Below are 25,165 nucleotides of genomic sequence, written 5' to 3'. Positions count from 1 at the left end.
GCCTCGAACTCGCCCTGCCAGGGGCGTCGATCGGAGCCGTTGCCGGAGCCATGGCCGGTGGACTGACCCTGCTCGCGGGGCAGTCCACCGGGATGGCCGGGTTGGCGGCGCTGGCACTGGCCACGCCGCTGGCCCTCTTCGGCGGCCTCTACAGCGTGCTGCTCGGCCACGGCGTCTTCCGCCCTGGCACCTTCGGTCCCGTCGGCCTGTACTGGATGGCGGCCTTCCCGGTGTCCCGGCTGGCCCAGGAGATCCTGGCCCCGACGGGCGGACTCGTCGAGGGGGTGGGGCCGTTCCTGGCGTACCAGGCGATGATCGCCCTCGGCTTCGCGATCGGCTTCCTGTGGGTGCACGAGCGGGCCATGCCCCACTGGCTCATGCGCAGGGCAGGCGACAACCCGCTCGCCAAGGAACTGCTGGAGAAGTACCTGCGCTTCGCCCGGGTCGTGAGCGCCCGCAAGAGTGCCAGGAAGGGAGGCAGGTAGATGGACCTGCCGTTCTGGGTCTGGGCCGCCACCATCGGCGGCTTCGGCCTGGTGCTCGCCTTCGACTTCTGGCTCGTGGCCCGCAACCCGCACGAGCCCAGCTTCAAGGAGTGCGTGGGCTGGGTCTCGTTCTACGTGGGCCTGGCCGTGGTCTTCGGCGTGGGCCTGCTCCTGCTGTCAGGGCCGGCGCACGGAGGGGAGTTCTTCGCCGGCTGGATCACCGAGTACTCGCTCAGCGTGGACAACCTCTTCGTCTTCCTGCTGATCATGAGCCGGTTCCAGGTGCCGCGGCAGTACCGGCAGAAGGTGCTGCTCATCGGCATCATCCTGGCGCTGGTCATGCGCGGAGGCTTCATCGCCGCCGGCGCGGAGGCCGTCTCCAGGTTCGACTGGCTCTTCTACGTGTTCGGCGCCTTCCTCGTCTACACGGCGTGGAAGCTGATCGGGCACGAGGACGAGGAGGCGGAGTTCTCGGAGAACATCGCCCTGCGCACGGTGCGCCGGGTGCTGCCGACGACGGACACCTACCACGGCGCCCGGCTGACCGTGCACCACGGGCGCAGGATGGTCACCCCGATGCTGATCGTGATGGTCGCGATCGGGACCACCGACCTGCTGTTCGCGCTGGACTCGATCCCGGCCATCTTCGGGCTCACCAAGGAGCCCTACCTGGTGTTCACCGCCAACGCCTTCGCCCTCATGGGGCTGCGGCAGCTCTTCTTCCTCATCGGAGGCCTGCTCGACCGGCTGGTCTACCTGAGCAAGGGGCTGTCGGTGGTGCTGGCGTTCATCGGGGTGAAGCTGATTCTCGAAGCCCTGCACCACGACGGGGTGTCCTGGGCGCCGGAGATCCCGATCATGGTGTCTCTCGGGGTCATCCTCGGCACTCTCGCCGTCACCACGGTGCTCAGCCTGATGAAGTCGTCTCGCGACGCCAAGAAGGTGGTGGAGCCGGAAACCGCCGATCGCTGACTCGGCCGCGCGCGGGGGCCGGTGGCTGCTTGTGGGTGGCCGCCCCCCTGCCGCGGCTCAGTGGCGCGGTTGCTCGCGGATGTCGTGCCGCTGCTGCGCGCTCCACTGGCGCAGGTAGCGGTCCGCGTCGTCTGCTGAGTACTGCTTCCTGAGCGCCGCGCTCAGGCCGACGCCGATGGCTCGGCCGTCCGCCGCCTGGCCCAGGGGATCACCAAGGAGAAAGCGGAACAACGCTTTCACGGTCATACACCTCCTGTCGGTCTGGCTCCCCACCCTCTACCCGAGGTGTTTCGGAGCATGTGGACTTCTGTGAACGTCACGTCAACCGAGCTGACGGGGCCTGCGGCGGCGTACCGGCTTGGGCGCGGGCTCCGCGGGCTCGCTCTCCCGCTGCTCCATGTACGAGGCGCGGGTGTGCTCGGTGTGCTCCCGCATGATCTTCGCGGCCTTGCGCTCGTCGCCGGCCTCGATGGCGTCGATCAGCGCCTTGTGCTCGTCCCACGACGCCATGCCGCGCTGGCGGGCCACCGGCGTGTGGTACCACCGCACCCGCCTGGCCACCTGGGCGGCCAGCTCGGCCAGCACCCTGTTGCCCGACAGGGCCGTCACCAGGGTGTGCAGCTCGGAGTTGGTCGCCACGGCGCCGTCCACATCGTCGGACTGCACGGCGGCGATGCCGCGGGCGCACAGGGCACGCAGCCGCTTCACGCCGTCCTCGCCGGCGTGAAGCGCGGCGAGCCGGGCGGACTCCGTCTCCAGCAGCGTGCGGACCGCGAGGAGCTGGTCGGCCTCCTCCACGGTCGGCACGTGCACGAACGCGCCCTGGCCGGGGTGGAGGTCGACCCAGCCCTCGCCGCTGAGCTGCTGGAGAGCCTCGCGTACGGGCTGCCTGGAGACGCCGAGCAGCTCGGCCAGCTCGCTCTCGACCAGATGCTGGCCGGGCTTGAGCTGGCCCGAGACGATCAGCTCTTGGATAGCCTCGATCACGCTCTCCCTGAGCGTGGCGGGGCGGGGAATCTTGGGGGCCGCCGTCTGACCGGCCTGATCCGACAGCAACATGGTGACGTCTCCAGGTTTGGGTGCTTTACGGTTTTTGGTCGACTGCCTACAGCATACCGTGTGGGGGTTAGCCGCGGCCGTGAGTCTCGTCACAGAGCGTCGCGTCACAGAGCGACTTGTTACAGGGTGTCGAGGTCTGAGCAGGGTCGCTGTCACAGCGGGATCGTGACGGGCAGGCCGGGGATGCGCAGGCGCGGCGTGGCCAGGGCGGGCAGGGCCGCCAGCGCGGCCGCGGCCAGCAGGGCGCCGCCGGGGGCGGTCAGCGCGGTGACGGCCAGGGACACGGCCACCACGCCCGCCACGGCCTTGGCGCTGTAGACGACCGCGTGGATCTCGGTGGCGCGTTCGGTGCCGAACAGCTCGCGTACGAGGCTGGCGAGCAGGGGATAGAACGCCCCGCCGCCCAGCCCGGCCGCCACGGCCCCCAGCCACAGCAGGGGAGTGCCCACCGACGGCCCGGGCATGACCGTGCCCGCTGCCGCGTTCTGGACGGCCACGGCCAGCAGGACCTGGCCGAGCGCGAGCGAGCCGAAGACGCCCGCGAGGACGCGGCGGCGGCCGAACAGCTCCGCCGCGCGCATGGCCACCGACCTGCCGGCCCCGTTCAGCGCCACCAGCAGGGCCAGCGCGCCCCACGCGCCGGTGCTCGCCACCACGATCACGTCGAACAGGGACACCGCTCCCGCGCACACCAGCATCAGCGCGAGCGCCGGCAGCGTACGCGTGCGCAGCGCCTGCGCGAGCCCGAACTGCTTGACCGCCTCGGGGGAGGTGCGCAGCCGGGCCGCGTCCAGCGCGTGCGTACGCGGGTCCACGTCGTCCGGCCACCACTGGGCCGGCGGGAGCCGCAGGTGGCGGGCGGCGGTGGCGAGGACGGCCGTGGCCAGGACGGCGCAGGCCAGGAAGCCGGCCGAGGTCAGGCCGGGCGCGATCCCGGCCCAGAGCAGCAGGGGGACCGCGCCATACCCGAAGGCGCCGGTGATGAGGCCGACGCGGGCGGCAGGGCGTTCCGGGTACCAGGAGGAGACGACCTCGCCGCAGACCCCGTAGACCAGCCCCGCCCCCAGCCCGCCGAGCACGGCGTACCCGGCGAGCGCGAGGAGCCCGCCGGCGGAGAGCAACGCCGCCAGGTCGCCGGCGCCCGGCATGGGCGCGGACGGGTCGATGCCGGGCGCCAGGGCCGCGGTGAGCAGGCCGAGGCCGCTCAGGGCGGCGCCGGCCGACAGGCAGGTGCGCACGCCGAGCCGCCGCCGTCGCACGAGGTGGAGCGCGGGCAGGGCGCCCGCGGCCTGGCAGGCGATCCAGATGGCGAGCAGGGTCAGCCCGGAGGACTGCCTGGCGTGCAGCGCGGCGTAGCCGTACTGGAGCGGGCTGATCACCGCCATCGCGGCCAGTGCCAGCCGGAACATGCGGGTGCGGTCGGCGGGGACCGGCCCGGGACGGTACGACCGCCCCCGCCAATCCTTAATTGCATTCTCCATACTGTATGGAATATCCCGCTACACAGTCCCTGTCGAGACCCTAGACGGAGGATACTCCATACGGTATACCGTCTACAAAGGAGGCTCGAATGGACCTGTACGAATACCAGGCGAAGGAGCTCTTCGGGCGTCACGGGATCCCCGTTCCCGCAGGCCGGACCGCGGCCACCCCGGCCGAGGCCCGCGAGATCGCGGCGGGGCTGGACACGCCCGTTGTCATCAAGGCCCAGGTGAAGACCGGTGGACGGGGCAAGGCAGGCGGGATCAGACCGGCGGCGGGGCCGGTCGCGGCCGAGACGGAGGCCGATCGCGTCATCGGAATGGACATCAAGGGGCATATCGCGCGCCGCGTGCTGGTGGAGGCCGCGACCGTGCCGTTCGAGGAGTACTACGCGGCCTTCCTGGTGGACCGTGCCGAGGGTGGGTTCCTGGCGATGGTGTCGGGGCAGGGCGGCATGGAGATCGAGGAGCTGGCGGCCACGAACCCCGACGCCCTCGTGAAGCTGCCGATCGACCCCGTGGCAGGCGTGGACGCCGACACCGCGAAGCTGCTGGCGGCCAAGGCCGGACTGCCCGAGCAGGCGGGCCCGGTGCTGGAGAAGCTGTGGCGGGTGCTGGTCGAGGAGGACGCGCTGCTCGTCGAGGTGAACCCGCTGATCTGCACCACCGACCAGCGGATCGTGGCGCTCGACGGCAAGGTCACCCTGGACGACAACTCCGGCTTCCGCCACTCCTGGGAGGAGTACGCCGAGCGTACGGACAGCTTGGAGGACCGCGCCAAGGCCAAGGGGCTCAACTACGTCAAGCTGAACGGCACGGTCGGCGTGATCGGCAACGGCGCCGGGCTGGTCATGAGCACGCTCGACGTGGTGGCGGGAGCGGGGGCCGACCCCGCGAACTTCCTCGACATCGGCGGCGGCGCGTCCGCCCAGGTCATGGCCGACGGGCTGGAGATCATCCTGGCCGACCCCGACGTGCGCTCGGTGCTGGTCAACGTCTTCGGCGGCATCACGGCCTGCGACGCGGTGGCGAACGGCATCGTCACCGCGCTGGAGCTGCTCGGCGAGCGCGGCCACGGCACGCCCATCGTCGTACGGCTGGACGGCAACAACGCCGAGGTCGGCCGGCGCATACTCAGCGACGCCCGCCATCCGGCGGTCCGCCAGGTCGCAACCATGGACGGCGCCGCCGAGATGGCGGCCAGACTCGCGGCAGGTGCGTAAATGGCGATCTTTCTGACCAAGGACAGCCGGGTACTCGTCCAGGGCATGACGGGCGCGGAGGGCACCCGCCACACCGCCCGCATGCTCGCCGCCGGCACCGACATCGTGGCCGGCGTGACGCCCGGCAAGGGCGGCCGTTCCGTGGACTTCGGGGAGCGGACGGTGCCGGTCTTCGGCTCGGTCGCCGAGGCCGCGGCGGAGACCGGTGCCGACGTTTCGGTGATCTTCGTGCCGCCGCGCTTCACCGCCTCGGCCGTGGAGGAGGCCGTGACGGCGGAGGTGCCGCTCTGCGTGGTGATCACCGAGGGGGTGCCGGTGCACGACGCCGTGCGCTTCCGCGCCCTGGCGAGCGGCCGCACCAGGATCATCGGGCCCAACTGCCCGGGCCTGATCAGCCCCGGCCAGTCGTCGGCCGGCATCATCCCCGCCGACATCACCTCCGCGGGCCGCATCGGGCTGGTCTCGAAGTCGGGGACGCTGACGTACCAGCTCATGTACGAGCTGCGCGACCTCGGCTTCTCCACGGCCGTCGGCATCGGCGGCGACCCGGTCATCGGCACCACGCACATCGACTGCCTGCAGGCGTTCCAGGACGACCCGGGCACCGACGCCATCGTGATGATCGGCGAGATCGGCGGCGACGCCGAGGAGCGGGCCGCCGCCTACATCGCCGCGAACGTCACCAAGCCCGTCGTGGCCTACGTCGCGGGCTTCACCGCTCCCGAGGGCAAGACGATGGGCCACGCGGGCGCGATCGTGTCCGGCTCGTCCGGCACCGCCCAGGCCAAGAAGGAGGCCCTGGAGGCGGTCGGCGTGCGCGTCGGCAAGACCCCGTCGGAGACCGCCCGCCTCATGCGATCGGTGCTGTCATGAGACCGCAGGCGATCGGTGCGGCCATGAGGTTCGACGTCAACCTCTCCATCCTGTTCACCGGCCTGCCGCTGCTGGAGCGCCCGGCGGCGGCGGCCAAGTGCGGGTTCGACGCGGTCGAGCTGTGGTGGCCGTTCGACGGCCCCGACCCGGGTGCCGCGGCGCTGGCCGAGCTGCGGCAGGCCATCGAGGACGCCGGGGTGCGCCTGGTCGGGCTCAACTTCGACGCCGGCGACATGGCGGCGGGCGAGCGCGGCCTGCTGGCCAGGCCGGAGACCTCGGACCGCTTCCAGGCCAACATCGACGTCGCCGTCCGGTTCGCCGGCGAGCTGGGCTGCCCGGTGCTGAACGCCCTGTACGGCAACGGCCCCGGCACCGACAGGGAGCTGGCCGTGGCGAACCTGCGCCGGGCGGCGGACGCGGCAGCCGGCATCGGCGCGACCGTGGTCGTCGAGGCGCTCAACTCCCACGAGAACCCGCTCTACCCGATCACCTCGGCGGGCGCGGCGTTCGAGCTCATCGACCAGGTGGACAGGGACAACGTGGCCTTCCTGGCCGACCTGTACCACCTGCACCGGATGGGGGAGAACGTGCTGGCGCTCATCGACCGGCACGCGGGCCGGTTCGGGCACGTGCAGATCGCCGACGATCCCGGCAGGGGGCGGCCGGGGAGCGGCGCGATGCCGTACGAGGAGATCTTCGCGCACCTGGAGGCGGCGGGCTACCGCGGCCACGTCGGCCTGGAGTACCGGCACGAGGGGCCGGGCGCGTTCGACTGGAGGCAGGGATGAACATCGGGTTCGTCGGCCTGGGGATCATGGGCAGCCCGATGGCCGCCAACCTCCTCAAGGCCGGATTCGCCGTGACCGGTTACGACGTGAGCGCCGAGCGCATCGAGCAGCTCGTCGCGCTGGGCGGCAAGGCGGCCACGGGCGTGGTGGACGCGGTCGGGGGCGCGGACGTCGTGATCACGATGCTGCCCGACTCGCCGCAGGTGGAGGAGGTCGCACCGCTCGTCATCGAGTACGGCAAGCCCAACCTCCTCTACATCGACATGAGCACGATCAAGCCCGAGACCTCCCGGTGGGTCGCCAGGCGGGCCGCGGAGGCCGGCGTACGGGCCCTGGACGCCCCCGTCAGCGGCGGCGAGCGCGGCGCGATCGACGGCACCCTGTCGATCATGGTCGGCGGCGCGCCGGAGGACGTGGAGGCGGCCAGGCCCGTCCTGGACCGCCTCGGCGTCACCGTCGTGCACGTCGGCCCCGCCGGCGCGGGCCAGACCGTCAAGGCGGCCAACCAGCTCGTCGTCGGCGGCATCTACGGGCTCGTGTCGGAGGCGATCGTGCTGCTGGAGGCCTCGGGCGTGGACCCGGCTCCCGGGCTCGACGTGCTGGCCGGCGGCCTGGCGGGCTCCCGGATCCTGGAGCTCAAGCGGCACACCATGGTCAAGCGGGAGTTCACCCCCGGCTTCCGCATCGACCTGCACCACAAGGACATGGGCATCGCCGTGGCCGCGGCCCGCGAGGCCGGCGTCAGCCTGCCGCTCACCGGGCAGGTCGCCCAGCTCGTGGCCGCGGCCAGGGCGCAGGGCCACGGCTCGCTCGACCACTCCGCCCTGCTCAAGGTGATCGAAAGGCTGAATGCATGAACCGCATGCCCTGCATGGAAGCCGTGGTCCAGGTGCTGGAGTCGGAGGGGGTGGACACCGTCTTCGGCATTCCCGGCGCGGCCATCCTGCCCCTGTACGCCGCACTCCAGAACAGCTCGATCCGGCACATCACCGTACGCCACGAGGAGGGCGGCACCCACGCGGCCGACGGCTGGGCCAGGGTCACAGGGAACGTCGGCGTCTGCATCGGCACCAGCGGCCCCGCCGGCACGAACATGATCACCGGCCTCTACACCGCGCTGGCCGACTCGATCCCGATGATCTGCGTCACCGGGCAGGCCGTGACCTCCAAGCTGCACCAGGAGGCGTTCCAGGCGGTGGACATCGTGGAGATCGCCAAGCCGGTGACCAAGTGGGCGGTGCAGCTCAAGGAGCCCGCGCAGGCGCCGTGGCTGTTCAGGGAGGCGTTCAGGATCGCCCGCTCGGGCCGCCCGGGGCCCGTGCTCATCGACCTCCCGCTCGACGTCCAGCGCGGTTCCTGCCGGTACGACCCCGCGCTGGACGCGCCGCTGCCCGTCGAGGTGCCCAGGCCGCTGCCCAAGGCCGTCCGGGCGGCCATGGACCTCCTGGAGGAGGCCAGCCAGCCGATCATCCTGGCGGGCGGCGGCGTGATCATCGGCGACGCGACCGAGGAGCTGCGGTCGCTGGCCGAGCACCTGCAGATCCCGGTGCAGGTGACGCTCATGGGCAAGGGGGCCTTCCCCGAGGACCACCCGCTGTTCGCCGGGATGGCCGGCACGCAGACGCAGACGCGGTGGGGCAACGCCGCGTTCCTGGAGAGCGACCTGGTGCTGGCCGTGGGCGCGCGCTTCGGCGACCGGCACACCGGTGACCTCGACGTCTACCGGCGGGGGCGCAAGTTCGTGCACGTGGACATCGACCCCATGCAGATCGGGCGGGTCTTCGAGCCCGACCTGGGCGTGCTCGGGCACGCCCGCCCCGTGCTGGCCGACCTGCGCGACGAGGCGCGCCGCCGCGGCGGGCCGAAGGAGCCGGGCAGGTGGCCGCGCCGGGTGGCCGAGCTGCGCGGCACGATGGGCCGCAGGGACGACTTCGAGGACGTGCCGATCAAGCCGCCCAGGGTGTTCAAGGAGATCAACGAGTACTTCCCGCGGGACACCACGTTCGTCACCGCGATCGGGCTGTACCAGATCTGGTCCGGCCAGTTCCAGACCACCTACCTGCCGCGCCGCTACCTGGTCTGCGGGCAGGCCGGGCCGCTGGGCTGGGAGGTGCCCGCCGCCATGGGGGTCAAGCTCGCCCATCCCGAGCGGCAGGTCGTGGCGGTGGTCGGCGACTACTCCTTCCAGTTCCTGATGGAGGAGGTGGCGGTGGCGGCGCAGTACCGGGTGCCGTTCGTCATCGTCATGATCAACAACGAGTACCTGGGGCTGATCAGGCAGGCGGAGCTCCCGTACGGCATGAACTACGCCGTCGACCTGCACTACGGGGAGGGCGGCATCGACCATGTCAAGGCCATGGAGGCGTTCGGCTGCCCGGCGCGGCGGGTGGAGCTGCCCGGCGACATCCGCGACGCGCTGGCCTGGGCCACCGCCGAGGCGGCGGACAAGAGGCTGCCGGTCCTGGTGGAGGTGATGGTGGAGCGCGAGGCGAACGCCGCCATGGGCCCGTCGCTGGAGTCCGTCAAGGAGTTCGAGCCGCTGCCCGAGCTCATCACCGCCGACTGGTCGGACTGAGGAGGATGGACATGCGGCTCAAGCCGGGCACGTCCTGGCGGGACGCCTACGAACAGTGCTGTTCGGTGGCCCCCGAAGCCTTTCACGACGACCGGGTGCTGAACCACTGGGGCGGCATCTGGCACCGCGACGGCCGGCCGGCGCCCGTCTTCTCGCCGCTCGACGGGACCGCCATCGCGGGCCCGCCCAGGCTCGACCGGGCGGGCGCGGGACGGGCGGTGGCGGGCGCGGTCGAGGAGCACAACAGGTGGCGCCACCTGCCGCTCGCCGATCGCAAGGCCATGGTCCTGGCGGCCGTGGACTCCATGGCCGCGCACCGCGACCTGCTGGCCCTGCTGCTGGTCTGGGAGATCGGCAAACCCTGGAAGACGGCCCGCGCCGACGTGGACCGCTGCCTGGACGGCGTGCGCTGGTACGTCGAGGAGATCGACCGCATGGTGGCGGGCCGCACGCCGCTGCCGGGGCCGGTCAGCAACATCGCGAGCTGGAACTACCCGATGAGCGTGCTCATGCACGCCATGCTCGTGCAGGCGCTGGCCGGCAACGCGGTGATCGCCAAGACGCCCACCGACGGCGGCCTGTGCTGCCTCACCCTCGCCTGCGCGCTAGCCGTACGGGAGGGGCTGCCGTTCACGCTGGTCAGCGGGGGAGGGGCGGAGCTGTCGCCGGTGCTCGTCGGCTCGGGCTCGCTGGGCTGCGTGTCGTTCGTGGGCGGCAGGGACGCCGGGGCCAAGGTGGCCACCTCGCTGGCCGACCTCGGGCGGCGCCACGTCCTCGAACAGGAGGGGCTGAACTCCTGGGGCGTCTGGGAGTACGGCGACTGGGACCTGCTCGCCCGGCAGATCCGCGGCTCCTTCGACTACGGCAAGCAGCGCTGCACCGCCTACCCGCGCTTCGTCGTGCAGCGCTCGCTGTTCCACGAGTTCCTGTCGGCCTACCTGGAGGCGGTCGGCTCGCTGCGGTTCGGGCACCCGCTGGCCGTGGCGGACCCGGACGACGACCTGCCCGCGCTCGACTTCGGCCCGCTGATCAACGCCTCGAAGGCCAAGGAACTGGCCGACCAGGTGGACGAGGCGATCACGAGGGGCGGCGTGCCGATCCACCGCGCGTCCCTCGACTCCGGACACTTCCTCCCCGGTCAGGATATTTCCGCTTACTTCGCGCCGACGGCGCTGCTCAACCCGCCGCCCTCCTCACCCCTCCACCACGCGGAGCCGTTCGGCCCCGTGGACACGATCGTGCTGGTGGACACGGAGGCGGAGCTGCTGGCCGCGATGAACGCCAGCAACGGCGCCCTGGTGGCCACCCTGTCCTGCGAGTCGGCCGACACCTTCGCCCGGCTGGCACCCGAGGTGCGGGCCTTCAAGGTCGGTCACAACCGGCCACGCTCGCGCGGGGACCGCGAGGAGCTCTTCGGCGGGCTCGGCGCGTCGTGGCGCGGCGCGTTCGTCGGCGGCGACCTGCTCGTCCGCGCCGCCACCAGCGGCCAGGACGGCGAACGCCTCCCGGGCAACTTCCCCAGCTACACGCTGCTGCCGTAGAAGGCCCTAGAAGGCCCCGAAGCGGGTCGCCACCAGGAGCACCAGGAAGGTGAGCATGGCGACCCGCAACACCTTCCCGCTGACGCTCAGGGACGGCCACGACAGGTAGGCCAGCCACCCCACGAAGGCCAGCACCGGCAGCACGGCGACCCCGCCGAGCGGGTTGGTCACGGCGAACCCCGCCAGCAGGAGGATCACCAGCAGGGCCGGCGCCACCCACCGGGGCACCTGCGTGAACAGGAACGTCATCGGCACCGCGCTGCGCCGCTCGACCGCCTTGCGGAAGCCGGTCGCGCCCGGCGTGAAGAACCGCTCGCCCTGGGGCTGCTTGTTGTCAGGGGCCACTCCCAGAGCCTACGGGAGTCCCGGCGGCCGGCGCTCGTGAAAGTTTTCGGGGACACACGCGCGGCCAGCGCCTTTAGGCTGGTCGCGTGCTCGCCGTGATCCGATACACCGTTCCAGAGTCCCAGTCCCAAGATTTCGTCAAGCAGGGCCACACCATCCTCGACACGTTCGCCAGCCAGCCCGGCTACCAGCGGGGCCGGCTGTCCCGCTCGGTGGACGAGCCCAATCTGTGGGCTCTGGTGACGGAATGGGAGGGCGCCGGCTTCTATCGCAGGGCGTTGTCCGCCGCCCGAATGGTGATGTATCCGCTGATGATTCTGATGCTGAACGAGCCCAGTGCGTTCGAGGACGTCTACACCCGGGACGGGGCGTAGCATTACTCCCGCGCGAGAGCGGGTGCCCGTCCCCTAAGCTGGGATCTCACCAATTTCCCTCGCCGACCTCCAGCCGGAAAGAGAATCAACCAAAATGGCACGACGCACCGACGTCATGGACACCATCGTCAGCCTCGCCAAGCGCCGCGGGCTCGTATACCCGTCGAGCGAGATCTACGGCGGACTGCGCGCGTCGTGGGACTACGGTCCACTGGGCGTCGAGCTGAAGAACAACGTCAAGCGGCAGTGGTGGCTGTCGATGGTCCAGTCGCGCGACGACGTGGTGGGCCTCGACTCCTGCGTCATCCTGGCGCCCGAGGTCTGGCGGGCCAGCGGCCACGTCGACACCTTCACCGACCCGCTGACCGAATGCCTGTCCTGCCACAAGCGCTTCCGCGCCGATCACCTGATCGAGGCGTACGAGGAGAAGAACGCCAAGGCGCCCGAGGCCGGCCTGGCCGACATCACCTGCCCCAACTGCGGCAACAAGGGCACCTTCACCGAGCCCAGGCAGTTCAGCGGCCTGCTCAAGACCTTCCTCGGCCCGGTCGAGGACGAGTCGGGCCTGGCCTACCTGCGGCCGGAGACCGCGCAGGGCATCTTCATCAACTACCTCAACGTGCAGCAGTCGGCGCGCAAGAAGATCCCGTTCGGCATCGGCCAGCAGGGCAAGTCGTTCCGCAACGAGATCACGCCGGGCAACTTCATCTTCCGCACCCGCGAGTTCGAGCAGATGGAGATGGAGTTCTTCGTCAAGCCCGGCACCGACGAGGAGTGGCACCAGTACTGGATCGACGAGCGCTACCGCTGGTACTCCGACCTGGGCATCAACAAGGACAACCTGCGCCTGTACGAGCACCCCAAGGACAAGCTGTCCCACTACTCCAAGCGCACGGTCGACATCGAGTACCGCTTCAACTTCACCGGCTCGGAGTGGGGTGAGCTCGAGGGCATCGCCAACCGCACCGACTTCGACCTGACCGCCCACTCCAAGGCGTCGGGCGTCGACCTCAGCTTCTTCGAGCAGGAGAGCGGGGAGCGTTACGTCCCCTACGTCATCGAGCCGGCGGCCGGTGTCGACCGGGCCACGCTGACGTTCCTGCTCGACGCGTACACCGAGGACGAGGCGCCCAACGCCAAGGGCGTCATGGAGAAGCGCACGGTCATGCGGCTCGACCACCGGCTCGCGCCGGTCAAGGCCGCGGTGCTGCCGCTCTCGCGCAACGCCGACCTGTCGCCGAAGGCCCGCGACCTGGCGGCCCAGCTCCGGCGGCGGTGGAACGTCGAGTTCGACGACGCGGGCGCGATCGGCCGCCGGTACCGCCGGCAGGACGAGATCGGCACGCCGTTCTGCATCACGGTCGACTTCGACACGCTGGAGGACCAGGCCGTGACGATCCGCGAGCGCGACACGATGGCCCAGGAGCGCATCCCGATCGAGGGCGTCGAGTCCTACCTGCGCCAGCACCTGAACGACTAGGGGTTCCTTTACGGGCTGCTCCTTTGGGCAGCCCTTCTTGGACGGGCTGCTCCTTTGGGCAGCCCGTTTTTTCTTTACGGCAAGCCCACCACACCCCACCCGCCGACCCGCGCCGGCGGCCTTCCAGGGGGACGCTCCGCCGCCTCACCGCCACCTCGCCGTGACGCGCGCATGCTTGGCCGTTCGCGTGGTCATACGCCTGCGATCGCTATCTGGTTGAACTTTGACCGGATGTGGCCGCAGTGATTGACAAGCCCGCCACATACACGGACATTGCGGGCATCCCTAGCGGCATTCGGGGGCTTCTTCTCGGAGGCGCGATGAAGCGCATACTGATCATGCTCGCCGGCACGCTCCTGTTACTCGGCTCGTTCACGATCTCGCCCGCCTCGGCGGTGCCGAAGCCCCCGGCGGGGCCGGACGGGGTCTTCGTCTATACCGGCGAGCTCACCTCGGACCAGCTGGCCACGCTCGTGGCCGCCGGCGTGGACCGCGAGGAGATGCGGATCGTCAAGCGGGCGGACGGCAAGGTCACCGTCGAGGTCATCCTGGCCGCCGCGCTGGCCGACAGGCTCGCCGGGCAGGGTGTCACCCTCAGGACCCAGGCCGCCAGCGCCCGGGCGGCCCGGCAGGCCGACGGGGTGTTCAAGAGGTACGCGGGGGCCGGCGGCATCCGCGAGGAGATCATTGCCGCGGCCGACGCCAAGCCCGGCATCGCCAAGGTCGTCAACCTCGGCAACAGCCTCAACGGCACGCCGATCACCGCGATCAAGGTGACCAAGGACGCCCGCAAGCTGCGTGACGGCAGCCGCCGGGCCATCCTCTACTCGGCCACCCAGCACGCCCGCGAGTGGATCACCCCCGAGATGGTGCGGCGGCTGCTGCACCACTTCCTCGACGGCTACGGGAGCAACGCCGAGCTGACCCAGCTCGTCAACACCACCGAGCTGTGGTTCCTGCCGGTCGCCAATCCCGACGGCTACGACTACACGTTCACCGACGGCAACCGCCTGTGGCGCAAGAACCTGCGCGACAACGACGGCGACGGGCAGATCACCAGCAACGACGGGGTCGACCTCAACCGCAACTTCCCCTACAAGTGGCGCTACGACGACGAGGGCTCCTCCAGCCTGTTCTCCAGCCAGACCTACCGCGGCGCGGCGGCGCGCTCGGAGCCGGAGACCGCGGCGTACGACGACCTGACCAGGCGGGTGAAGTTCACCTACCTGATCAACTACCACTCGGCCGCCATGCTGCTGCTGTACGGGATCAGCTGGCAGCAGGCCACCCCCGCGCCCGACGACCTGATCTTCGAGGCCCTGCTGGGCGACGACGCCACCCCGGCCGTGCCGACGTACGACCCGGACATCGGCGCCGAGCTCTACACCACCAACGGCGACACCGACGGGCACACGACGAACGTACGCGGCGCCCTGTCCATCACGCCCGAGATGTCCACGTGTGAGGCGGCGGCGGCGAAGTACCCGGACGACGAGTGGACGGCGGAGACCTGCGCCGGCGGCCTCGGCTTCACCTTCCCCGACGACGAGCGGCTGATCCAGGAGGAGTTCCTGATGAACGTCCCCCTGGCCGTCGCCACCGCCAAGTCCGTGCACACGCCGGACAAGCCGGTCTCCGTGGTCGGGCGCACCGTGCCGGACTTCCGGCCGGACTCCTTCAGCGTCTCCTACGGCGACCCGCAGCCGGTGGCGGTCATCGCGCGCCGGTCCCTGGGCGCCAAGGCGCTGCGTTACCGCATCAACGGCGGCCCGACCCGGACCAGGTCCGTGAGCGAGTGGAAGGGCGGCGAGCGGTACGGCGACGAGAACGACCTGTACTTCGCCGAGTACCGGGGCACCGTGAGCGGCGCGAAACCCGGTGACAGGGTGGAGGTCTGGTTCACCGGCTTCAAGGCGGGCACCGGCACCGTCTCCAGCAGCCGCTTCACCTACACGCTGGCCAAGGACTCCAAGGCCAAGGTGCTGGTGATGGCCAACGAGGACTACACGGGCTTCAACCCCGACTACCCGGCGTCGGTGACCGCGCCCAAGTACACCGCCACGTACCAGCAGGCGCTGAAGGCGGCCGGGTACGGCTCCGAGACGTGGGACGTGGACGCCCAGGGCGTGCCGCACCACCTCGGAGTGCTCTCGCACTTCAAGGGCCTGGTGTGGGAGCTGGGCGACAACCGGCTGTCCATGGACCAGCAGGACGTGGTCACGGTGACCCCGCTCGGCAACCTGCCCGACGCCGACGTCAAGCGGTCCCAGCAGGACCTGACCATCTCCGTCCGCGACTACCTGAACGAGGGCGGCAAGCTCCTCTACACCGGCGAGACCGCCGCGTACTACGGCATTCTCGACACCATCGTCGGCGGCATCTACTACGGCATCGACGGCAACCCCGACGGCGACTGCGTGGTCACCACCATCGAGGGCCTGTTCGACGAGTGCCTGCTGCTGGCCGACGACTTCACCCAGTACTACCTGGGCGTCGCCGGGCGCATCCCGCGCGCCGACCCCAGCGGCTTCACCGGCACGGGCCCGCTGGCCGGGGTCGGCGGCACGTTCGGCGGGCCGGCTACGGCGGACAACCCGCTGGACGAGGCCGGGGTCCTGCTCCCCATGGGGACGGACTTCCCGAGGTTCACCGGTACGCCGGCGGCCGACTACCAGCTCGGCACGCCGGGGCCGTTCGACCCGGTCGAGGGCGAGTGGTACGTCGCCGGGCCGCACGCCGACGACTCGTACATGCGGCTGACCAGGACGATCGACCTGGGCTCCGTGACGGCCGCGCAGCAGCCGCAGCTGGCCTTCCAGCTCTCCTTCGACACCGAGGAGAGCTACGACAACGTCATCGTCGAGGCCCACACCGTCGGCCAGGACAACTGGACGACGCTGCCGGACCTCAACGGCGGCACCGACACCGGCGTGCCGGCCGAGTGCGAGGCCGGGTTCCTGCTGGAGGAGCACCCGTGGTTGCTGCACTACCTGACCCCGGGCAACCCCTGCACGCCGACCGGCACCACGGGCCAGTGGAACCGGTTCACCACCGGCCCTGACACGGGCGGCTGGCACCAGGTCGCCTTCGACCTGTCCGCGTACGCCGGGCAGCAGGTCGAGGTGTCGATCAGCTACGTGACCGACCCCGGCACCGGCGGGGTGGGCGCGTTCGTGGACGACACCCGCGTCGTCGTGGGCGGCACCGCCGTCGAGTCCGAGGGCTTCGAGACGGGGCTCGGGCCGTGGGCCATCCCCGGCCCGCCGCCGGGCAGCCCGACCGGCGCCGGCGACTTCGCCCGCGACCAGGCCGACACCACGGCCGCCGTGGCCACCAGGGACACGGTGCTGCTGGGGTTCGGGGTGGAGCAGCTGGGGAGCGCGGCCGAGCAGGCGGCGGCGCTCAGGAAGGTGATGAGGCACCTTCTCGACTGATCACCTGACCGGCTGAGGACGGTCATCCCTCAGGGGGTGGCCGTCCTCTCGCGTCAGGTCAGGCGGAGGCTTTCTGGTCAGGCCAGGTGGCGGCCGAACCAGTCCAGGACGCGTTCGTACGCCTGCGCCGCCGCCTCGGCGTTGTAACGCTGCCCGGTGTCGTTGAAGAACGCGTGCCCGACCCCGGGGAACGTCACCAGCTCGTGCGTGAGCTTCGCCCCGGTCAGCGCGGCCTCGGCGGCGTCCCTGGTGGCGTTGACCCGGTCGTCCTGCTCGGCGTACACCCCGAGGACGGCCGCCTTGGTGCCGGTCATGTCGGCGTTCTCCGGCAGCGGCCCGTAGAAGGGCACGGCGGCCGACAGCCGCGGCTCGGCCGACGACAGCAGCAGCCCATCATGCCGAGCTTCGCCCCATCGGCGCGCCTGGCGAGCTCGCCCACCGCCGCCTTCATGTCGGCCACGAACCGCGCGTCGTCGATCTCCCCGAGCCTGGCCGTGGCCTGGGCGCTGTCGGCGAACGTCGCGGTGCCGCCCTCGCGGGAGAGCAGGTCGAGCGCCAGGGCCGAGTAGCCGCTGGCGGCCAGGCGGCCGGCGACCGAGCGGATGTGGTCGGTCAGGCCGCGGTTCTCGTGGATCACCAGCACCGCGCCCTTCGGGTCCTCTGCGGCGGCCCAGGCGGCCTGCAGCGTGGTGCCCTCGGGCCCGGCGAACGTGATCGGCTCCGTCGGCAGCGGCGACGGCCCGGGCGGGCTGCCCGACGGGGACGGCGTGGCTGACGCGGCAGGGGAGGAGGGGGCGGGGGACTCCGGGGCCGCGGACTCCGGCGGGGCACCGCAGGCCGTGAGGAGGGCCGTGGCCGCGGGGAGGCCCAGACCGAGCAGGGCGAGCCGCCGCAGCGCTTCGCGGCGGGGGATCAGGCCGTCCACGTGGTCGAGGGCGACCTCTTCTGCGAGGTAGCGCTGGATGGGCGTCATGTCGGAGGTCTAACCCCAACGACCGAAAAATCGTGTAAAGGCGGCGGTTACGCCGGTTTTCGCGGTCGCTTGATGACATATGGCGTAAGCCGATACGAGGGACGAGGAATTCATGCGTACATCACGTTTCGCTCTTGTTTTGCTCGCCGCCGGCGGGCTGCTCATGACCGCGAGCGCCGCGTTCGCCGACCCGGAACCGACCGCTCTGGAGCTACGCGTGGTCGTGGACGACTGCTACAAGGGGAGCGTGCAGCCGTGACCGACCCCGCACTGCTGGAGCGGGCCCTGTTCGAGGTCAAGCGAGTGATCGTCGGGCAGGACCAGATGGTCGAGCGGCTGCTCGTGGCGGTGCTCGCCAAGGGTCACTGCCTGCTCGAAGGTGTCCCCGGGATCGCCAAGACGCTGGCCGCCGAGACCATGGCCACGGTGGTCGGGGGGACGTTCGCCCGCATCCAGTTCACGCCGGACCTGGTGCCCTCCGACATCGTCGGCACCAGGATCTACCGGCCGTCCACCGAGTCGTTCGACGTCGAGCTCGGGCCCGTCATGGTGAACCTGCTGCTCGCCGACGAGATCAACCGGGCGCCCGCCAAGGTGCAGTCGGCGCTGCTGGAGATCATGGCCGAGCGCCAGGTCAGCATCGGCGGCGTCACGTACAAGGTGCCGACGCCGTTCCTGGTGCTGGCCACCCAGAACCCGATCGAGTCGGAAGGCGTCTACCACCTGCCCGAGGCGCAGCGCGACCGCTTCCTCATGAAGATCGACGTCGACTATCCCAGCGAATCGGAGGAGCTGGCGATCGTCTACCGCATGAGCGTGGACCCGCCGTCGCCCCAGCCCGTGCTCGACCCGGCCCACGTCGTCGCGCTGCAGCGCAGGGCCCAGGAGGTCTTCGTGCACCACGCGGTCGCCGAGTACGCCGTCCGCCTCGTCTACGCCACCCGGGACCCGGAGCGGTACGGGGTGCGGGACGTCGGGCGGCTGCTGGCGTTCGGCGCCAGCCCCAGGGCCACGCTGGGCCTGCTGGCGGCCGGCCGGGCGCTGGCGCTGCTGCGGGGGCGCGACTACGTGCTGCCGGAGGACGTACGGGACCTGGCGCACGACGTCATGGCGCACCGGCTCGTGCTCTCCTTCGACGCGCTGGCCGACGGGGTGACGCCCAGGGAGATCGTGGACCGGGTGCTGGCGGCCGTACCGCTGCCGGTTATCGCGCCGAGCCAGGAGACCCAGGGGTACGACGTGCGTCAGGACGCGGTGGCATGAAGCCGTACCTGATCGCCGAGCCCGCGCTGCGGAGGCTCGAACTGACCATCACCAGGAGGCTGGATGGACTGCTCCAGGGCGAACACCTCGGCCTGGTGCCAGGTCCGGGCAGCGAACCGGCGGAGTCCCGGCCGTACACGGCGGGCGACGACGTGCGGCGGATGGACTGGAACGTCACCGCACGCACGAACGAGCCGCACGTCCGCGACCTGGTCGCCGACCGGGAGCTGGAGATCTGGGCGCTGCTGGACGCCACCGCCAGCATGGACTTCGGGACCGCGGCGATGGAGAAGCGGGAGCTGGCCCTGTCCGCCCTGGCCTCCGTCGGCTTCCTCACCCAGCGGACGGGCAACCGCATCGGCGCCCACCTGCTGCACGGCGGCGGCGTCAGGACGCTGCCCGCCAGGACGGGCCGGCCGCACCTGATGGCGCTGCTGCAGGCGGCGTTCGCGCTGCCCCGCACCCCGCCGGGGGTGGCCGAGCCGCTGCTCGGCGTGGCGGCCGAGCAGCTCGGCCGGGTGGTACGGCGCCGCGGCCTGGTCGTGGTCGTGTCGGACTTCCTCGACACCCCCGAGACCTGGGAACTGCCGCTGCGCCGGCTCACCGCCCGGCACCAGGTGCTGGCCGTGGAGGTGCTCGACCCGCGCGAGCTCACGCTGCCGGACGTGGGCATCCTCACGCTGGTCGACCCGGAGACGGGGCGGCGGCGCGAGGTGGCCACCGGCAGTGCCCGGCTGCGCCGCCGCTACGCCGAGGCCGCGGCCGGGCAGCGCGACGCCATCGCGCAGGCGCTGCGCCGGGCCGGGGCCACCCACATGCGGCTGCGTACGGACCGGGACTGGGTGCGCGACCTGGTCAAGCACGTCATGCGCCAGCGCCGCTTCGCTTCGCTCGCGGCCACCCCGATGGGCGCGGCCGGCCCGCCCGGCCGGGGACTACCCCCGGACCGGTTGTCCCGCCGGAGCAGCGGGACCCAGGAGTCGCCGCCGTCCGGGGGGCGGCGACCACCAGAGGGAGGAGGTGACGCGGCGTGACGCTTCTCGCGCCCGTCTGGCTGCTGCTGCTCATCCCGGTGGCCCTGCTCGCGCTCACCTACGTGATCATGGCGCTGCGCAGCAGGACCGCCTACGCCGTCCGCTTCACCAACCTCGACCTGCTCGACAAGGTGGCACCGCGGCGGCCGGGATGGCGCAGGCACGTGCCCGCGGCGGCACTGCTGCTGATGTTCGCACTGCTCGTGGTGGGCTTCGCCCGGCCGACGGCCGAGGTGCAGGTGCCACGGGAACGGGCGACGATCATGGTGGCGTTCGACGTGTCGGCGTCCATGGGAGCCACCGACGTCTCCCCGAACCGGTTCGAGGCGGCCAAGCAGGCTGCCAGGCAGTTCGTCCAGGGGCTGCCCGAGCGGTTCAACCTGGGGCTGGTGGCGTTCTCCTCGGCGGCGTCCGTCGCCGTGCCGCCCACCACGGACCGGCCGGCGGTGCTCAGCGCGCTCGACCGGCTCAGCATGGACTCGGGCACGGCCATCGGCGAGGCCGTCTTCTCCTCGCTGGAGGCCATCGCCGCGCTCGACTCGGAGGAGGAGGCGCCGCCCGCGCACATCGTCCTGCTGTCCGACGGCGCCAACACCAGCGGCCGCACGGTGAACGACGCGGCCACCGAGGCGACCACGCGCGGCGTCCCGGTCACCACCATCGCGTACGGCACGCCGGACGGCACCATCAGCCTGTCGGGCCGCGAGGTCCCGGTGCCGGTGGACGGGCCCGCGCTGCGCGGCCTGGCCGAGTCGGCGGGCGGCGGCTTCTACGAGGCGGCCAGCGGCGACGAGCTCCAGGCCGTCTACGAGGACATCGGCACGTCGGTCGGCTACCGCACCGAGCAGCAGGAGGTCTGGCAGTGGTTCGTGGGAGCGGGGCTGATCTTCGCGTTGATCGCGGCGGCGACGTCGATGTTGTGGTTCTCGAGGCTGCCATGAGAGGTCTGGGCAGCCCGCGCGGGCCGGAGTTCCGTACGCTCCCGGTGGGCGCACGGCCGGAGACACCACCCAACGGCGCCCCCACCACGCCCCCGCCGGCCGCGCCGCCACTCATCGGTCCCCCACTCATCGGTCCCCCGCTCATCGGGCCGCCAGCGGTCGCCCGGCCGCCGGTCGGGCCGCCGGGGCGGCAGGCCGTACAGGAGACTCCCGTGACGCCGCCGCCCAGGGGTGGTCGCATCCTGGTGGCCGCCGCGCTCGTCGCGGCGCTCGCCGGGGCGGCGGCGGGCGCGGCGGGGGCCAGGCTCTTCGAAGGGTCCGGGCCTGCCCCCGCCGCCGCCCTGCCGAGGGTGGCCCCCGCGCCGTCGGCGAGCCTGACCGGCCTGAGCGCGACGGCGGCCCGCGTGCTGCCCAGCGTCGTCTCCGTGGAGACGCGCAGCTCGGGCGGGTCAGGCTTCGTGATCGACGACCGCGGCCACATCCTCACCAACGCCCACGTCGTCAGCGGCAACAGCACGGTGACGGTGGTGCTGCACGACGGCAGCCGGCTGACCGCCCGGGTGGCCGGCGCGGACGACGACGAGGACCTGGCCGTGCTGGAAGTGGACTATCCGGACGAGCTCACCCCGGCCACGCTCGGCCGCTCGGCGGACCTGGCCGTCGGCGACCAGGTGCTGGCCATCGGCTCGCCGCTGGGCCTGTCCGGCACGGTCACCTCGGGCATCGTCAGCGCCCTGGACAGGGAGGTACGCCTGGGCGGCTCCCGCCGCACGGCCGTGCAGACCGACGCCTCCATCAACCCCGGCAACTCGGGCGGCCCGCTCGTGAACGGCCGGGGCGAGGTGGTGGGCGTGAACACCGCGATCGCGGCCTCCCGGGGAGGCGGGAACATCGGCATCGGCTTCGCCATCCCCATCGACAGGGCCGCGCCCATCGCGGAACGCATCATCCGAAACTAGGGTCCAGGGCATGCGACTGCTTGTGGTTGAGGACGAGGAGGACCTGGTCGACGCGCTGCGCGTCGGCCTGGTCCGGGCCGGTTACGCGGTGGACGTCGCCTACGACGCGCCCGCCGCGCACGAGAAGTTGCAGGTCAACACGTACGACCTGGTCCTGCTCGACCTGAACCTGCCGGGCGGTGACGGCTTCCAGCTCTGCCGGAGCGTGCGCGCGGCGGGCCAGGGGGCGCGGATCATCATGGTGACCGCCCGCGACCGGCTGGACGACCGCGTCCGCGGCCTCGACGAGGGCGCGGACGACTACCTGGTCAAGCCGTTCGCGTTCCCCGAGCTGCTGGCCAGGGTGCGGGCGCTGCTGCGCAGGGATTCGGGAGGCGGCACCGCCGTGCTGGAGGTGGGCGGCCTGCGGATCGACACGGCCCGGCTGGAGGTGTCGCTGGACGGCAGGTCCCTGGCGCTCACCCCCAAGGAGTACGGCGTGCTGCACTACCTGATGACCCGCCCGGGCCACGTCGTGTCCACCGAGGAGCTGCTGGAGCACGTCTGGGACGAGCACGCCGACCCGTTCACCAGCACCGTCCGCGTCACGGTCGGCAACCTGCGCCGCAAGCTGCAGGAGGAGGGCCTGATCGAAACCGTGATCAGCCGGGGTTACCGGCTCAGGGAGCCGTCATCGTGATCCACACCATCCGCTTCCGGATCACGGTCCTGTACTCGGGACTGCTGTTCGTGCTGGCCACGCTGGTGCTCGGCGGCATCTACTACGCCGTGTCCAAGACCACCGAGCAGCGCCCGATCACGACCGAGTACGCCAAGACGTACAGCGGCAACCAGTACCTCGGCAAGCGCGAGGTGGTCTTCGTGGAGGAGGTGGAGAACGCCGTCAACGTGCGCACGATGTCCACGCTGCGCGACTTCTCGCTGCTCACGCTGGCCGGCCTGTACGTGGCGAGCCTGGGCATCGGCTGGGTGCTCGCGGGCCGGGTGCTGCGGCCGGTGCGGTCGATCACCCGTACGACGGAGGAGATCCAGGCCACCGACCTGAAGCGGCGCATCAAGCTGCACGGCCCGCGCGACGAGCTGAAGGACCTGGCCGACACCATCGACACCATGCTCGCCCGGCTGGAGGAGGCGTTCAGCGCGCAGCGGCAGCTCATCGACGACGCCTCGCACGAGCTGCGCAGCCCGCTGACCATCATCAGGGCCAACGTGGACGCCGTGCTGGCCGCCCCCGACGCCACCGAGGACGAGCGGGCCAGGGCCGTGGCCATCGTGGACCGGGCGACGACCCGGATGACCAGGTTGGTCGAGGACCTGCTGGCCAGCGCCAGGCGGCAGGGCACCGCGTTCGCCGACGCCGATCTCGACCTGGCCAGGGTGGTGCGGGAGGCGTGCGACGAGTACGCCACGCCGGCCGCCGAGCGCGACCTGAGCCTCGAGCTCGCGGTGGGTTCGGAGCTGGAGATGACGGGCGACGCCGACGCGCTGCGCCGCGCGGTGTCCAACCTGCTGTCCAACGCCGTGCGCTTCTCGCCGCCGGGCGGCACGATCAACGTCGGGGCGGGCAGGAGCGACGGCATGTTGTGGGTGGCGGTCCGCGACGACGGTCCCGGCCTGCGGGAGTCGGACCAGGCGCGGGTGTTCGACCGCTTCTGGCGCGGCGAGGCCAGCCGCAGGGACCGTCACACGGGGCTGGGGCTGGCGATCGTCCGGCAGATCGTGGAGTCGCACGGGGGCCGCGTGGAGGTGAGGTCGCAGCTCGGGCGGGGGGCGACGTTCATGCTCTGGCTGCCGCCGCGGGACGACCTGCCCGGCGCCGGGCTACGCTGACCGCCTCCGGCAGATCGCCCGCGTGAGGAGGAAGGCCACGACGGGCAGCACGAACACGGCCGCCCGCAGCCCGCCGACGATCAGCGCGTACGTGTCGGGCGGCACGGTGAGCAGCGCCGGAGGGGCGGGCGGGGGCGGCGGCAGCCCGGGCGCGGAGTGCATCGCGGGCGGCGCCGCCGACACCCACGTGGCCGCCCAGAGCGTGGCGAAGAACGTGATCACCGCGACGCCCAGCGCCGTACGCACCGGGGCCTGCGACGGCCGGTCCAGCAGGTGGTGGACGCCGCGGTCGCCGGTGTAGCGGCGCTCGAGGAACGGGTACACGAGCAGCACGCCGAAGAAGGCCAGCAGGACCAGCGGCGGGATCCAGAGCCCGACCTGCAGCACGAACCCGCCGACCGGGATCTCCCACGCCGGCACCAGCCGTTGCGCGCCGTCGAGCACCCCGGCGTACCAGAACGGCTGAGCCGAGGGCGGGTGGGCGCCCGGCCGGTACGCCCCGTGCTCCCACACCGGGTTGACCCGCACGAACGTGGCCAGCAACGCGATGGCGGCGATCGTGAACAGCGCCGTCGCGCCGTTCTTGACCGCGAAGTACGGGAAGAACGGCCCGCCGGTGACCTGGTGCTCGCCGGCGGCCGTGGCGCGGCGTTCGGTGTGCTTCTGCCGCCAGGTGAGGATGAGGGCGTGCAGCGGCACCACGGCCAGCAGGATGCCGGGGATCAGCAGCACGTGCAGCGCGAACAGGCGCGGGATCACCTGGCCGGGGAACTCCCCGTCGAACACGAACGCCGACAGGTACGTGCCCACCAGCGGGACCGACAGCAGCACCCCCTGCGCCTGCCGCAGGCCCGACAGCGCGAGCTGGTCGGCGGGCAGCGTGACCCCCAGGAACGACTCGAACAGCGCCAGCCCGAACAGCAGCACGCCCAGCATCCACGTCAGCTCCCGCGGCCGCCTGAACGCGCCGGTGAAGAAGACCCGGCACATGTGGGCCACGATCGCCAGCACGAACACCGTCGCCGACCAGTGGTGCATCTGCCGCATCAGCAGCCCGCCACGCACCTCCAGGCTGATCTGCACGGCCGACTCGTACGCCACGTCCGGGTTGGGCTTGTAGAACAGCGTCAGGAACGTCCCGGTGAGGATCAGCAGCACGAACGAGTACAGCGCCAGCTCGCCCAGCAGGAACGACCAGTGGCTGGGGAACAGTTTGCGGAGCTGGGGCCGCAGCCAGCGCCCGAACGGCAGCCGATCGTCGAGGTAGATCGCGGAATCGACCGCAGCCTTGGCGGAGCCGACGATGATTCTCGGGCGCCGCCTGGGCTTGGTAGGAGTGGCCATGGGGGCCTCCTGGTGGGGGTGTGATCCGATTCTGCACCTACCGCCCGCCTTTCTCAAGAATTGGTGTAAACCAATTGGTCTAATCCAATATTTGGTAGTTGAGTCGTATAATTGGATTAGACCTGTCATGCGGCTTTGACCAGCACAAATGCTGACTTATGCGAGGAGTGCAGTTTCATCATCAATTTCAC

General features: G+C 71.4%; 23 protein-coding genes and 1 pseudogene. 18 read left to right on the top strand and 6 right to left on the bottom strand.

Features of this window, described 5'->3' with window-relative positions; translation table 11 throughout:
- The first annotated feature begins 50 nt into the window (after nucleotides 1-50).
- Together HD593_RS44830 and HD593_RS44825 are read left to right on the top strand one after the other, a co-directional pair.
- Nucleotides 51-485: a hypothetical protein gene (locus tag HD593_RS44830; protein WP_185108997.1), complete on the top strand. Its 435-nt coding sequence runs from the start codon at nucleotides 51-53 to the stop codon at nucleotides 483-485.
- Nucleotides 486-1,457: a TerC family protein gene (locus HD593_RS44825; protein ID WP_185108995.1), complete on the top strand. Its 972-nt coding sequence runs from the start codon at nucleotides 486-488 to the stop codon at nucleotides 1,455-1,457.
- Between the two features lie 57 nt (nucleotides 1,458-1,514).
- Here HD593_RS44825 and HD593_RS44820 read toward each other — a convergent pair whose 3' ends face one another.
- The 3 genes from HD593_RS44820 to HD593_RS44810 all read right to left on the bottom strand — a co-directional run bounded on the left by HD593_RS44820 (nucleotide 1,515) and on the right by HD593_RS44810 (nucleotide 3,997).
- Nucleotides 1,515-1,703 (bottom strand): hypothetical protein, encoded by a 189-nt coding sequence (locus HD593_RS44820; protein WP_185108993.1) that lies wholly within the window; start codon nucleotides 1,701-1,703, stop codon nucleotides 1,515-1,517.
- 75 nt (nucleotides 1,704-1,778) lie between these two features.
- Nucleotides 1,779-2,516, bottom strand: a complete 738-nt coding sequence (locus HD593_RS44815) for a GntR family transcriptional regulator (RefSeq protein ID WP_185108991.1) — start codon at nucleotides 2,514-2,516, stop codon at nucleotides 1,779-1,781.
- A gap of 152 nt (nucleotides 2,517-2,668) precedes the next feature.
- Complete coding sequence (locus tag HD593_RS44810) at nucleotides 2,669-3,997, bottom strand: MFS transporter (RefSeq protein WP_185108989.1); 1,329 nt, start codon at nucleotides 3,995-3,997, stop codon at nucleotides 2,669-2,671.
- 89 nt (nucleotides 3,998-4,086) lie between these two features.
- Between HD593_RS44810 and sucC the strand changes: the two genes are divergently transcribed.
- The 6 genes from sucC to HD593_RS44780 are packed head-to-tail and all read left to right on the top strand — an operon-like array spanning nucleotide 4,087 to nucleotide 10,997.
- Nucleotides 4,087-5,220: an ADP-forming succinate--CoA ligase subunit beta gene (sucC, locus tag HD593_RS44805; protein ID WP_185108987.1), complete on the top strand. Its 1,134-nt coding sequence runs from the start codon at nucleotides 4,087-4,089 to the stop codon at nucleotides 5,218-5,220.
- Entirely contained in the window at nucleotides 5,221-6,093 is an 873-nt protein-coding gene (sucD, locus tag HD593_RS44800) for a succinate--CoA ligase subunit alpha (RefSeq protein ID WP_185108985.1), read from the top strand. It begins immediately after the preceding gene.
- Nucleotides 6,090-6,881, top strand: a complete 792-nt coding sequence (locus tag HD593_RS44795) for a hydroxypyruvate isomerase family protein (protein WP_246547058.1) — start codon at nucleotides 6,090-6,092, stop codon at nucleotides 6,879-6,881. Before sucD ends, HD593_RS44795 begins: the two co-directional genes overlap by 4 nt.
- Nucleotides 6,878-7,738 carry an NAD(P)-dependent oxidoreductase gene (locus HD593_RS44790; RefSeq protein WP_185108983.1) on the top strand — a complete coding sequence of 287 codons (861 nt, stop codon included), beginning with the start codon at nucleotides 6,878-6,880 and terminating at the stop codon, nucleotides 7,736-7,738. Before HD593_RS44795 ends, HD593_RS44790 begins: the two co-directional genes overlap by 4 nt.
- Entirely contained in the window at nucleotides 7,735-9,456 is a 1,722-nt protein-coding gene (gcl, locus tag HD593_RS44785) for a glyoxylate carboligase (protein ID WP_185108981.1), read from the top strand. The genes HD593_RS44790 and gcl overlap by 4 nt, the downstream gene beginning before the upstream one ends.
- A gap of 5 nt (nucleotides 9,457-9,461) precedes the next feature.
- Nucleotides 9,462-10,997, top strand: coding sequence for an aldehyde dehydrogenase family protein (locus HD593_RS44780; protein WP_185108979.1), 1,536 nt, complete (start codon nucleotides 9,462-9,464; stop codon nucleotides 10,995-10,997).
- Nucleotides 10,998-11,003: 6 nt separating this feature from the next.
- On the opposite strand, the gene HD593_RS44775 is transcribed toward HD593_RS44780, so the two are convergent.
- Nucleotides 11,004-11,342, bottom strand: a complete 339-nt coding sequence (locus tag HD593_RS44775) for a DUF6703 family protein (protein ID WP_185108977.1) — start codon at nucleotides 11,340-11,342, stop codon at nucleotides 11,004-11,006.
- A gap of 86 nt (nucleotides 11,343-11,428) precedes the next feature.
- Here HD593_RS44775 and HD593_RS44770 point away from each other — a divergent pair, with 86 nt between their 5' ends.
- From HD593_RS44770 to HD593_RS44760, 3 genes are all read left to right on the top strand, one after another.
- Entirely contained in the window at nucleotides 11,429-11,716 is a 288-nt protein-coding gene (locus HD593_RS44770) for an antibiotic biosynthesis monooxygenase family protein (protein WP_185108975.1), read from the top strand.
- 94 nt (nucleotides 11,717-11,810) lie between these two features.
- A complete protein-coding gene (locus HD593_RS44765) occupies nucleotides 11,811-13,196 on the top strand; it encodes a glycine--tRNA ligase (RefSeq protein WP_185108973.1) in 1,386 nt (461 codons plus the stop codon).
- Nucleotides 13,197-13,516: 320 nt separating this feature from the next.
- Entirely contained in the window at nucleotides 13,517-16,630 is a 3,114-nt protein-coding gene (locus tag HD593_RS44760) for a M14 family metallopeptidase (RefSeq protein WP_185108971.1), read from the top strand.
- A 77-nt stretch (nucleotides 16,631-16,707) separates the two neighbouring features.
- On the opposite strand, the pseudogene HD593_RS44755 reads toward HD593_RS44760, so the two are convergent.
- Nucleotides 16,708-17,603 (bottom strand): annotated as a pseudogene (locus HD593_RS44755) (dienelactone hydrolase family protein).
- Nucleotides 17,604-17,715: 112 nt separating this feature from the next.
- Between HD593_RS44755 and HD593_RS62655 the strand changes: the two are divergent.
- From HD593_RS62655 to HD593_RS44725, 7 genes are all read left to right on the top strand, one after another.
- Nucleotides 17,716-17,862: a hypothetical protein gene (locus HD593_RS62655; RefSeq protein ID WP_246549839.1), complete on the top strand. Its 147-nt coding sequence runs from the start codon at nucleotides 17,716-17,718 to the stop codon at nucleotides 17,860-17,862.
- Nucleotides 17,859-18,866 carry an AAA family ATPase gene (locus tag HD593_RS44750; RefSeq protein WP_312904161.1) on the top strand — a complete coding sequence of 336 codons (1,008 nt, stop codon included), beginning with the start codon at nucleotides 17,859-17,861 and terminating at the stop codon, nucleotides 18,864-18,866. Before HD593_RS62655 ends, HD593_RS44750 begins: the two co-directional genes overlap by 4 nt.
- Nucleotides 18,863-19,900, top strand: coding sequence for a DUF58 domain-containing protein (locus HD593_RS44745; protein WP_185108967.1), 1,038 nt, complete (start codon nucleotides 18,863-18,865; stop codon nucleotides 19,898-19,900). The genes HD593_RS44750 and HD593_RS44745 overlap by 4 nt, the downstream gene beginning before the upstream one ends.
- On the top strand, nucleotides 19,897-20,841 hold the full coding sequence (locus HD593_RS44740) for a VWA domain-containing protein (RefSeq protein ID WP_185108965.1): 945 nt from the start codon (nucleotides 19,897-19,899) through the stop codon (nucleotides 20,839-20,841). Before HD593_RS44745 ends, HD593_RS44740 begins: the two co-directional genes overlap by 4 nt.
- A gap of 212 nt (nucleotides 20,842-21,053) precedes the next feature.
- Nucleotides 21,054-21,800 (top strand): S1C family serine protease, encoded by a 747-nt coding sequence (locus tag HD593_RS44735; protein WP_221525307.1) that lies wholly within the window; start codon nucleotides 21,054-21,056, stop codon nucleotides 21,798-21,800.
- Nucleotides 21,801-21,810: 10 nt separating this feature from the next.
- Complete coding sequence (locus HD593_RS44730) at nucleotides 21,811-22,479, top strand: response regulator transcription factor (RefSeq protein WP_185108961.1); 669 nt, start codon at nucleotides 21,811-21,813, stop codon at nucleotides 22,477-22,479.
- Nucleotides 22,476-23,630, top strand: coding sequence for a sensor histidine kinase (locus HD593_RS44725; RefSeq protein ID WP_221525306.1), 1,155 nt, complete (start codon nucleotides 22,476-22,478; stop codon nucleotides 23,628-23,630). The genes HD593_RS44730 and HD593_RS44725 overlap by 4 nt, the downstream gene beginning before the upstream one ends.
- On the opposite strand, the gene HD593_RS44720 is transcribed toward HD593_RS44725, so the two are convergent.
- Nucleotides 23,622-24,974, bottom strand: a complete 1,353-nt coding sequence (locus HD593_RS44720; protein WP_185108959.1) for a cytochrome b — start codon at nucleotides 24,972-24,974, stop codon at nucleotides 23,622-23,624. The genes HD593_RS44725 and HD593_RS44720 overlap by 9 nt on opposite strands.
- Nucleotides 24,975-25,165 lie beyond the last annotated feature (191 nt).

The organism is Nonomuraea rubra, from assembly GCF_014207985.1.
Taxonomy (GTDB): Bacteria; Actinomycetota; Actinomycetes; order Streptosporangiales; family Streptosporangiaceae; genus Nonomuraea; species Nonomuraea rubra.
Note: the sequence above shows the minus strand (reverse complement) of the source record. Positions and strands in the feature narration are given on the sequence as shown.

Excerpts from the sequence above, each read along its gene's own strand:
- HD593_RS44830 (WP_185108997.1), top strand. The coding sequence starts at position 51 with ATGGCCGGTGGACTGACCCTGCTCGCGGGGCAGTCCACCGGGATGGCC.
- HD593_RS44825 (WP_185108995.1), top strand. The coding sequence starts at position 486 with ATGGACCTGCCGTTCTGGGTCTGGGCCGCCACCATCGGCGGCTTCGGC.
- HD593_RS44820 (WP_185108993.1), bottom strand. The coding sequence starts at position 1,703 with ATGACCGTGAAAGCGTTGTTCCGCTTTCTCCTTGGTGATCCCCTGGGC.
- HD593_RS44815 (WP_185108991.1), bottom strand. The coding sequence starts at position 2,516 with ATGTTGCTGTCGGATCAGGCCGGTCAGACGGCGGCCCCCAAGATTCCC.
- HD593_RS44810 (WP_185108989.1), bottom strand. The coding sequence starts at position 3,997 with ATGGAGAATGCAATTAAGGATTGGCGGGGGCGGTCGTACCGTCCCGGG.
- sucC (WP_185108987.1), top strand. The coding sequence starts at position 4,087 with ATGGACCTGTACGAATACCAGGCGAAGGAGCTCTTCGGGCGTCACGGG.
- sucD (WP_185108985.1), top strand. The coding sequence starts at position 5,221 with ATGGCGATCTTTCTGACCAAGGACAGCCGGGTACTCGTCCAGGGCATG.
- HD593_RS44795 (WP_246547058.1), top strand. The coding sequence starts at position 6,090 with ATGAGACCGCAGGCGATCGGTGCGGCCATGAGGTTCGACGTCAACCTC.
- HD593_RS44790 (WP_185108983.1), top strand. The coding sequence starts at position 6,878 with ATGAACATCGGGTTCGTCGGCCTGGGGATCATGGGCAGCCCGATGGCC.
- gcl (WP_185108981.1), top strand. The coding sequence starts at position 7,735 with ATGAACCGCATGCCCTGCATGGAAGCCGTGGTCCAGGTGCTGGAGTCG.
- HD593_RS44780 (WP_185108979.1), top strand. The coding sequence starts at position 9,462 with ATGGACATGCGGCTCAAGCCGGGCACGTCCTGGCGGGACGCCTACGAA.
- HD593_RS44765 (WP_185108973.1), top strand. The coding sequence starts at position 11,811 with ATGGCACGACGCACCGACGTCATGGACACCATCGTCAGCCTCGCCAAG.
- HD593_RS44760 (WP_185108971.1), top strand. The coding sequence starts at position 13,517 with ATGAAGCGCATACTGATCATGCTCGCCGGCACGCTCCTGTTACTCGGC.
- HD593_RS62655 (WP_246549839.1), top strand. The coding sequence starts at position 17,716 with ATGCGTACATCACGTTTCGCTCTTGTTTTGCTCGCCGCCGGCGGGCTG.
- HD593_RS44745 (WP_185108967.1), top strand. The coding sequence starts at position 18,863 with ATGAAGCCGTACCTGATCGCCGAGCCCGCGCTGCGGAGGCTCGAACTG.
- HD593_RS44730 (WP_185108961.1), top strand. The coding sequence starts at position 21,811 with ATGCGACTGCTTGTGGTTGAGGACGAGGAGGACCTGGTCGACGCGCTG.
- HD593_RS44720 (WP_185108959.1), bottom strand. The coding sequence starts at position 24,974 with ATGGCCACTCCTACCAAGCCCAGGCGGCGCCCGAGAATCATCGTCGGC.